This window comes from Streptomyces sp. NPDC004752 (assembly GCF_053601275.1).
Genome location: NZ_JBSGBN010000122.1, coordinates 20,584 through 30,043 on the forward strand (window position 1 = coordinate 20,584; position 9,460 = coordinate 30,043).

Genomic DNA, 9,460 nt, shown 5'->3' on the forward strand with positions numbered 1-9,460 from the left:
GTCAGCCGTCGGCGTACTTCGCGTCCGTCGCCGGGTCCAGGGCCAGGCGGTAGCCGCGTTTGACCACCGTCTGGATCAGTTCGGGTGTGCCCAGGGCCGTACGGAGCCGGGCCATCGCCGTCTCCACCGCGTGCTCGTCCCGCCCGGCGCCGGGCAGCGCCCGCAGCAGTTCGGCCCGGGGCACCACCCACCCCGGCCGCCGCGACAGCACCCGCAGCAGCGACATCCCGGCCGGCGGCACCGCGTTGAGTTCCCCGTCCACCAGCACCGCGTGCCCGCGGATCTCCACCCGGTGCCCGGCGATCGGCAACACCCGCGCCCGGCCCGGCAGTTCCCGGCACAGCACCTGCACGAGCGGCCCGAGCCGAAAGCGCTCCGGCTGCACCGTGACCACCCCTCGCGCCTCCAACGGCAGCGCGGTCACCGGCCCGACGCACGCGGGCAGCACGTCGTGCTGGAGGGCGTCGAGCAACTCGCCCAGCAGGCCCCGCTCCTCCGCCCGGGACAGCAGCGACGCGGCGGCGGGCGCGCTGGTGAAGGTGAGCGCGTCCAGTCCGCGTGCCAGGGCCGCGTCCAGCAACCGGTCCACCGGGCCGATGTCCTCCGGCGGCATCCACCGGTACACCGGCACCGGAAGCACCTCCGCTCCCCCGGCTCGCAGCGCCTCCACAAACCCGGGCAGTGGCTCCCCGTGCAACTGCACGGCGACCCGTCGCCCGTCCACGCCCTCCGCCAGCAGCCGGTCGAGGACCTCGGCCATCGACTCGCCGGCCGGCGACCACTCCTCCGTCAGCCCCGCCGCCCGGATCGCGCCCTTCACCTTGGGCCCGCGCGCCAGCAGTTCGACCCCGCGCAGCCGCCCGAGCAGCGGCTCGCCGAGCCCCCAGCCGTCGGCCGCCTCCACCCACCCGCGGAAGCCGATGGCGGTGGTGGCCACCACGACGTCCGGCACCCGGTCGATGATCTCCTCGGTCGCGGCGAGCAGTTCGCCGTCGTCGGCCAGGGGCACGATGCGCAGGGCGGGCCCGTGTACGACGACGGCACCGCGCCGCTGGAGCAGCGCCCCGAGTTCGTCGGCCCGGCGCGCGGCCGTCACGCCCACGGTGAACCCCGCGAGGGGTCCGCGTTCCGGTCGCTGCTGTTCCTCGTACATGGCTCTCGTCCCGCACTCCGGTCGTCGTATCGCAGGTCTTCGTATCGCAGGTCTTCGTACAGCAAGTAGTCGTACATCAGACATCGGTTCCGATTCGACTGATTCGGCACCTGCATTCGGCACTGTATTCGGCACCTGCCTACCGAACGAGCCTGTCAACGGTGCATGACGGGCTCGGTTCGGCTCGATGTCGCCGGTGTTACGTCACACCTCGGCGTAACCGAGCCGCCGTTTCGTCGCGGTGGTGGCCTCGGCGGCGGCCTCGGCGGCCGGCCGGCGAAGGTATACGGCCCAGGTGACCACGGAGCAGACGGCGTAGAAGGCGAGGAAGGCGACGAACGCGCCGTTGCCGGAGCCGGAGCTGAGGAATGACTGCCGGAAGGCGAGGTTGATGCCGACCCCGCCGAGCGCGCCGACCGCCCCGATGAGCCCCATCGAGGCCCCGGACAGCCGCCGCCCGTACCGCGCGGCCTCCTCGCCCGTCAGCCCCGCGGCCAGCGCCTTTGCCTGGAAGACGCCGGGGATCATCTTGTACGTCGAGCCGTTGCCGAGCCCGGTGAGCGAGAACAGGACGACGAACGCGACGACGAACAGCGTCAGCGATTCCCCGAGACCGGCGACGAGGAGCACGGCGGTGGCCGCCGCCATGGCCAGATAGGTCCAGAGCGTGATCCGCGCGCCGCCGTACCGGTCGGCGAGCCGCCCGCCCAGGGGCCGCACGAGCGAGCCGAGCAGCGGTCCAATGAAGGTGAGGTGGGCGGCCTGCGGCGGCGTACGGCCGAACTGGGTGGTGAGCACCTGCCCGAAGGCGAAGCTGTAGCCGATGAACGACCCGAACGTGCCGATGTACAGGACAGCCATGATCCAGGTGTGCCCGTCCTTCGCGGCGTCCCGGGCGGCGCCGGTGTCGTTCTTCACGGTGGCGAGGTTGTCCATGAAGACGGCGGCGAGGACGGCCGCGATGACGATCAGCGGGATGTAGACCCCGAGCAGCACCCGCGGACCGCCGCCCGCCCCGATGATCGCGAGGGCGACGAGCTGGATGACCGGCACGCCGACGTTGCCGCCGCCCGCGTTGAGCCCGAGCGCCCAGCCCTTGTGTCGCAACGGGAAGAAGGCGTTGATGTTGGTCATGGAGGAGGCGAAGTTCCCGCCGCCGATACCGGCCAGCAGGCCGACCCACAGGAAGGTGGTGAAGGACGTGCCCGGCTCCATCACGACGAACGCGGCGACCGTCGGGACCAGCAGCAGCCCGGCGGAGACGATCGTCCAGTTCCGCCCGCCGAAGATCGCGACGGCGAAGGTGTACGGCACCCGGACGACCGCGCCGACCAGCGTGACCACGGACGTCAGCAGGAACTTGTCGGCCGGGGTGAGCCCGTACTCCGGGCCCATGAAGAGCACCAGTACGGACCACAGGGTCCAGATCGAGAACCCGATGTGCTCAGAGAGTACGGAGAAGAACAGGTTGCGCCGGGCGGTCCGCTGCCCGGTCGTCCGCCAGAAGGTCTCGTCCTCGGGATCCCAGTCCTGGATCCAGCGACCTCCCCCGCCGCTCGGGGCGGGGGCCGTACCAGTGGCTGTCATGACGCCTCCAGGGTGCTGCGGGGACGGTTGCTACGAAGCTCGGTTGTCTACGAAGCTCGGTTGCTATGGGTTGCTACGGAACTCGGTTGCATCGGGGCCCGGTTGCTACGGGGCTCGACGGCCACAGGGAGTGGCGGCCACGGGGAGTGGCGGTGCACGGTGACGAGCGATGGTGGGCGGGTGCTGACTCCCGAAGGTAGGAAGGGCGCGTTTCCGGTCTGTGGCCCTGGGTGACCGCCCGGGAACGTTGCTCTCACCCTGCGCGGAGTCCGGCTGAGAGGTCCCGGTGGGTCCGCGCCGCCACGGGCCGCCACCGGGTCCGAGCGGATTCGCCGCGCACGCCCACTTCCGGACACGCGTAGAACTCGGCATCATGGCTGTGCTCTTCGCAGCTCTTAGAGCTCCGAACAGAATGAGAGTCCGATCAGCGTGTGCCAGGCGTCGCACGCCGGGCGCCCATTCTGTTCGGAGCTCTTAAGCTCCGCTTGCACCGCCGTCCGACGCATACGGCACAGCGCGCATCGCACCCGATCGCACGGCACCGCACGCAACGGACTCCAGCCGACCGCGAACACGCGGGCCGGCGAGCCGCCCCGGCGACCACGGAGCACAGCGCTCCCGGTGGCCTCCGGCGGCCCGCTCATTTGTCATGCACAGGACATGCATTGCACTAGGACATGCATAGGGCCGCCTTGCGGCCTGTGCCCACACGAAGGGGAACAGACATGGCTTGCGGATCGACCTCGCTCTGGGCGGGCGAAGCGACCTGGTTCTGCTGCGGCAACGCCTGGGGCTCGTGCGGCAGCGAGAACACCGGCGCCTGCGGCACATGCCAGTCCGCTCAGAACATGGCGGCCTGGCCCAACCTCTCCTCGGCCTGCTGGGACATCACCCGGCCCGACCTGTGCGGCGAGAACATGCCGCGGCGCGGCTGCGGCGCCACCATGAACGTCCGCCACCAGTGCTCGGGCGCCACGGTGTGCGTCACCCTCGCCGACTGCGGCCCGCGCACCAAGAGCTTCTGCGGCGAGACGGCGTGCTGCAACGGCGACTGCCGCTCCAACAGAGTGATCGACCTGACCCCGGCCGCCTTCTCCGCGATCGGCAGCCTCAGCTCCGGCATGGTGCCCGTCTACATCTCCGAGTGACCCGGGCCGACGCCGGACGGCCGAAGCCGCACGGGTCGGCCACCGTACGGAGCACCGCACGAACAGTGCTTGCACGAACGACCGCTTGCACGAACCGAAGCCCAAGTCAGCGCAGAAGTCGCAGCAGAAGTCGCAGCAGGAGAGCAGGAGAGGACGACATGAGCCACAGTCAGACACCCGGCGGGCGCCGTCTGGACCGCAGACGCTTCCTGACCACGGCCGCCATCGGCGGCGCCACCATCGTCGGCGCCTCCGCGCTCGGCGGCCTCGACGCGGAGGCGGCCTTCGCGGCGCCGATGCCCTCGCTCGACCCGGCGGTCTCCGCCGCGTTCGCGGAGGGCCGCGTCGTCGCCATCAACCGGAGCGTGCTGGACGTCGCCGGCTCGCACGGAGAACGGCACCTCATCCAGCTGACCAACGCCACCAGCGTCTGGAAGCTGCGCACCACCACCGCGGAGGCCATCGAGACCGGCGACGGGCTCTACGCCCGCGGGGTGACGATGCCCGACGGCACCATCGCGGCCGACGCGGTCTGGGTCAACATCGTCAACGTCTACTGCACGATCCGCGGCATCGCCAAGGACCGGGTGCACCTCGCCCACAACGACCACGAACTGGTCGGCCGGGTCGTACCCGAGACCACGACCGCCTCCTACCAGGGCGGCGCGCTCACCTCCGACCTGTCGCGGATGCGGATCGGCCAGACCGCGCAGGTGCTCGGCGCCTGGCGGCCCGCGGACAACCAGATCGACATCGCCCGCGTCGCACTCGGGCACTGAGGGGCGCCGCCATGATCCCGCTCCTCTCCGACCTGGCGCCGCTGGTCTGCGGAGTGCTGCTGGCACTGACCGGCGCGGCCAAGCTGTTCGGCCGCCGAACCGCCCGGCTGGCCGCCAACACCGTGCTGGTACGGGTGCTCAACGACGGACGGCGGGCCACGCTTGCGCTGCGGACCGTGGGCGGGGTCGAACTCGTCCTGGCCGCCGCGCTGTTGGCCCTGCCCACTGCGAGCGTTCCCGGCCTCGCGACGACCGTTCCCGGCCTCACCGCGACCGTTCCCGGCCTCACCGCGACCGTTCCCGGCCTCGCCACGGCGGCGCTCGGCCTCGGCTTCACCGGCTACCTGGCGTACGCCAGGGCGACCGCACCGGAGTCGTCCTGCGGATGCAGCGCCCGCTCCGAAGGTCCCATCGGCGTACGGTCGTTCACCCGGGCCGGGCTCGTGGTGGTCGGCGGTCTGGCGGCGGCCACCGCGGACACCGCCTGGTGGTCCACGCTCTCCGGGCGCCCCGTCGCCTCCGTGGTCCTGCTCCTGGCCGCGGCGGCACTGCTGCTGGCCGTCTCCTCCGACCTGGACCACCTGTGGCTGGTGCCGCTGCGCCGGGCCAGGATCCGGGTGTTCGGCAATCCGCTGCCGTCGGCGGGCGGCGAGCACGTACCGGTGGACGCGACCGTGCAGTTGCTGGAGCGCTCCATGGCCTGGGAGACCGCGCGCCCCGTGGTCCGCTCGGCGCTGCTCGACCACTGGGACGACGACGGCTGGCGGGTGCTGCGCTACGCCGGCACCTACGCGGACGCCCACGGTCCCCGTCCGGTGAGCGTGCTGTTCGCCCTGGACATCACGGCGGACATCACCACCACGCCGCATCCGGCGATCCGCGTCTCCCTGGTCGACGAGGAAGCGGAAGAAATCCTCCCGGCCGAGGTCCTGGCACCCCTCCCCCGGCGCACCCCGCTGCCGATGGTCACCTGACCGGGCCCGCCGGGGTCCCCGACGTGCCGTATGCCTGCGGCAGCTCGTCCGCAGGACTCGGCGCAAGACCCCACGTCCGTCGAGGCGTTGAAGCGACGATGTCGCTGACATGACGCGGTGATCGACTCCCTTGCACCCTCTGGCGGACACGCGTAGATCTCAGGCACCATCTCCCTGCACCACCTGCACAGCCGCCTCACAAGAAGCACGGCCCGACCGCAGGAAGGTCCCCCCATGAAGATCAGATCCGCCCTCACGGCCCTCGCCCTCACCGTCGCCCCCGGACTCGCCGTCCTCGCCGGCGCCGGCGATGCCCTCGCCGCCCAGGACGGTGCCCAGGTTGTCGCCGTCACCAAGATCTCCCACGCGACCGCCACCTCGATGTTCCGCTCGTCCGGCATCACCTGGTCGTCGTCCGGCGGCTGCTCCGACCGCAACAACTCGACGTGTACGTCCTTCGAGCAGCTCAACCTCTCCACCGCGCAGGGCGCCCAGACCTTCAAGGGCTCCTCCGGCTGCGGGCTGAACATCACCGGCGGCACCGAGACCGGCCACGCCAGCGGCACGTACTCGCACTGGAACGGCTACAAACTCGACTTCGGCAAGAACACCTGCATCACCAACTACATCAAGGGCAACTTCGCCTACATCGGCGTCCGCGGCGACGGCGCCCCCCAGTACCAGTCCGGCGCCGGCAACATCTACGCCGACGAGGGCAACCACTGGGACGTCCTCTACTACAACTGCGGCGGCTGCTAATAACCCCACCGAGGGCCCGGCAACCCCCACCGGGCCCTCGGTGTTCCCACGTCGTCATTGGGCCACATCCCTGTGCGTCGGTACGCCCGGGTCGCCGAAGCTGACCAGCTCGATCCAGCGGCCGCCTCTACTTGGGGGTGAGGGGGCTATGGTGCCAGGGGGCTGCTTCCACGGTGCTCCGGGGCTCGTCCTTGCCGGGTGATGAGTCCCGAAGGTGGGGAGGGCGCATTTCCGGTCTGTGGCTGTGGGTGACTGGAAGGGAACGTTGCTCTCACACGACGGTGAGGGGCGTCGGGAAAATCCCCTGCCGCACGCATCCGATCCGCGCGCGGCTACCCGTGCGCGAACTGCCGCCCGGCACCCACCTCGAACCACAGCAGCTTGCCCACGCCCCGATCGAGCAGCCCGCCGTCGCCGATGGGCCGGCCTCCCCAGGAGTCGGCGTACTCATGAACGAGGCGCAGCCCGCGTCCGCCGTCGGCGTACACGGGGGCGGGCGGCACGGGGTCACCGGGTGGCGTGCCGAAGGGAGCGGGAATGTGGGGGTTCGTGTCCCACACGCCCACCCGCAGCCGCCCGCCGCCCAGTGCGGTCAACCGCAGGGAGGCCGGCCCCTTCGTGTGCCGGTAGGCGTTGGTGACGAGTTCGCAAGCTACTTGCGAAAGTAGGCTCTAAAGATGCTGGTCAACGGGGTGCCCCGGTCTCGGGGTGCCCTGCGGCCGTCTGCGGGCGGGCATGTGAACGGCCACCCTCCGCGTTGGCGTCGGAGGGTGGCCGGTGGTCTTGCACAGCCCTGACCCGGTTCGGCTGCCATGGGTTGCCGCACGTCAGACAGTGCGGGCTTCTTGCTCAGCTGCTTGTCGAGTGCGGTCTCTCAGTTCCGCTTCCTGGTGAGCCACGCGATCAGTCCGGCGTTCTCCGCGGTAACCCTTCGGCGAAGCGCCTCGACCTTCGGGTCGAACACCTTCCATGAATGGTCGCGGGCGTGACCCCGGTAGAGCTGCACACGTCGCAGTCCCGTCCGCCGGGAATCTCGCACCACGTCAGGGTCTCGAACCCCATAGGCCCCTCGGTGGCCCAACGTGCCCACAGTCCTTGTGTCGATCTGTCGTGCCACTCCCATACGTAGTCGGCGTGGTCGCCTTCATGCCAGCGGGCGAGTTCACACCGGACCGTCCACGGGGCGTCGACAAGTTCGTTCTCCGAAACCCGGCCCTGTCCGGCGAGGATGGCCAACACCAGCTCGGCGGGCGGCACTTCGGCCGTAACGGCGCACTGACGCATGGGATCACCCGCCCGTTTCGCCGATAAGCCGCTCGTACAGCTCCGCCTGGGCGGCCACCTCCGCTTGCAGCGCGGACCATGAGGGGGCAGTGACCGTGTGGCACAGGGGTTGGGCAGTCCTGCCGTTCTGCGCCTTGAGGGCGTCCACGGGGTACGGAGAGGCCACGTACCAGTACGCCCTGTTGATGCTGTCCGGCTGTGAGGAGAAGAACGTCCATCCCTTCGGTAAGGGCATCCGTCCGCTCTTGCGCTGCTGGGCCCCGGTCATCGTGCCGTCGCCGTCGGGGCGCAGTCCGAGTGCCAGTACGCCACGGCGGGAGAGGCGTCCCGGCGGGCAAGCAAGCCCCGGCGACATGCCTCAAGGCTCTTGATCGGCTTCAGGCACGAGGGACATGTTTCACCGGACGGGGCGTAGGTCGTGTATTCCCACTGTCGTGCGTCGGTTTCTGCCCCTGCCTGCTGGCGACTTTCCTGGACTCGGACTGTAGCTTTGGGCATTGTCGTCAACCCCTCATCGGTTGGTGTCCACGCCCCCGGACGTTCGCTGCGTCGCGGGGGTCCTTGCATTTGAACCAGGCTGAACCGTTGAGTGATCACGCGGGAGTTGACCGGCGTTGACTACTCTGGAAGGCATCCGATCAACCCCACAGAGGTTCACGATGCGTGACAACTTCGCCGATCTTGCCCGCCGTGCGTTGCATGACAACGGCTACTCCATGAAGGCTGCCGCTCGTGCCATCAATTACGACCCCGCTTATCTGTCCCGCGTCCTCAACGGGAAGCAGCGGCCGTCGCCCAAGCTGGCCATGGCGCTCGATGATCTTGTAGGGGCCGGTGGGGCTCTGGCCAGCACTGTGCTGGCCCCTGACGCCCACTCGCGTGTGTCCCGCAGCGCGGCGAACCCCTCACGGCTCGACGCCGGGACCGTTGAAGCTCTCGCGGGTGTGCTGGCTGCCTACCGTAGGCTTGACGACACGGTCAGACCGAAGTCCGTCCTCCCCGCAACCCTGGTGCAAATGAAGGAAGTTACGCGATTGTTGAAGGGCGCCCGGGGCCCGTACCGTGACCGACTCGCGGCCGTCGCATCGGAGTTCGTCCAGTTCGGCGGATGGATGCTGGCTCAGGACCGACAGGACGCCGGATCGATACAACTCCTGAATGAAGCAGTGGAGTTGGCCGACGAAATCGGGAACGGCACACTTGCCGCGCAAGCACTGAACTTCAGGGGCTATCTCGCTCGTCAGCAGGGCAGGCCGGAAGGTGTCGCCCGTTGGTACTCGGCGGCGGCGTTCACACCAGGGGCTCATCCCGCTCAAAGGCTCGGCGACATGTTGCAGGCTGCCGCTGGGCTGGCAGAGCTGGGGGAGCGCGACGACGCCCTTCGCATGGTCGAGGGCGCGGAGCAGCTGTCAGATATCGCCGCTGCACTGCCGCCCCCCGAGACGGCGTACTGGCTTACACCCGAATTCAATCGACTGAACATGGGAATCGCGAACCTGGGGCTCGGCCGATATGCGGATGCGGTAGACCACATCACAGCGGGCCTGGAGGGGCTTCCTGCGGAGCTACAGGACGCCCCTTGGACGTGGGAGCATCGAGACGCCTTGAAACGCGCTCTGGCGGCTCGTTGAGAAAAATACGCGGAAACACGGAAGCCCCCTTGACGGTGCCGATTTTTTCCTGGTAGCGGCGCGCGGTGGGCGCGCCGCCGGCCGGAGGGGATTTTTGGCTGGAGCTGGCAAGGGGCGAGAGAACAGGGGGCCGTACGCGCGCAGC

8 protein-coding genes and 1 pseudogene are annotated in these 9,460 nt (G+C 69.7%); 5 read left to right on the plus strand and 4 right to left on the minus strand.

Going from position 1 to position 9,460, the window contains the following annotated elements; all coding sequences use genetic code 11:
• Position 1: 1 nt before the first annotated feature.
• Positions 2–1,153, minus strand: a complete 1,152-nt coding sequence (locus ACWEKM_RS36045) for a uroporphyrinogen-III synthase (RefSeq protein WP_451625489.1) — start codon at positions 1,151–1,153, stop codon at positions 2–4.
• Positions 1,154–1,357: 204 nt separating this feature from the next.
• On the minus strand, positions 1,358–2,740 hold the full coding sequence (locus tag ACWEKM_RS36050) for a nitrate/nitrite transporter (protein ID WP_451625490.1): 1,383 nt from the start codon (positions 2,738–2,740) through the stop codon (positions 1,358–1,360).
• A 725-nt stretch (positions 2,741–3,465) separates the two neighbouring features.
• Here ACWEKM_RS36050 and ACWEKM_RS36055 point away from each other — a divergent pair.
• The 4 genes from ACWEKM_RS36055 (at position 3,466) to ACWEKM_RS36070 (ending at position 6,400) form a co-directional block, all read left to right on the plus strand.
• On the plus strand, positions 3,466–3,888 hold the full coding sequence (locus tag ACWEKM_RS36055) for a hypothetical protein (RefSeq protein WP_451625491.1): 423 nt from the start codon (positions 3,466–3,468) through the stop codon (positions 3,886–3,888).
• Positions 3,889–4,046: 158 nt separating this feature from the next.
• Complete coding sequence (locus ACWEKM_RS36060; RefSeq protein WP_451625492.1) at positions 4,047–4,667, plus strand: cell wall protein; 621 nt, start codon at positions 4,047–4,049, stop codon at positions 4,665–4,667.
• Between the two features lie 11 nt (positions 4,668–4,678).
• Entirely contained in the window at positions 4,679–5,641 is a 963-nt protein-coding gene (locus tag ACWEKM_RS36065) for a MauE/DoxX family redox-associated membrane protein (RefSeq protein WP_451625493.1), read from the plus strand.
• A gap of 234 nt (positions 5,642–5,875) precedes the next feature.
• Positions 5,876–6,400 (plus strand): hypothetical protein, encoded by a 525-nt coding sequence (locus ACWEKM_RS36070; protein WP_451625494.1) that lies wholly within the window; start codon positions 5,876–5,878, stop codon positions 6,398–6,400.
• A 332-nt stretch (positions 6,401–6,732) separates the two neighbouring features.
• On the opposite strand, the pseudogene ACWEKM_RS36075 reads toward ACWEKM_RS36070, so the two are convergent.
• Positions 6,733–7,053, minus strand: a pseudogene (locus ACWEKM_RS36075) (ATP-binding protein); the annotation flags it as partial.
• A 635-nt stretch (positions 7,054–7,688) separates the two neighbouring features.
• Positions 7,689–8,039 carry a hypothetical protein gene (locus tag ACWEKM_RS36080; RefSeq protein WP_451625495.1) on the minus strand — a complete coding sequence of 117 codons (351 nt, stop codon included), beginning with the start codon at positions 8,037–8,039 and terminating at the stop codon, positions 7,689–7,691.
• Between the two features lie 304 nt (positions 8,040–8,343).
• On the opposite strand from ACWEKM_RS36080, the gene ACWEKM_RS36085 reads away from it, so the two are divergent.
• A complete protein-coding gene (locus tag ACWEKM_RS36085; RefSeq protein ID WP_451625496.1) occupies positions 8,344–9,315 on the plus strand; it encodes a helix-turn-helix domain-containing protein in 972 nt (323 codons plus the stop codon).
• Positions 9,316–9,460: the final 145 nt, after the last annotated feature.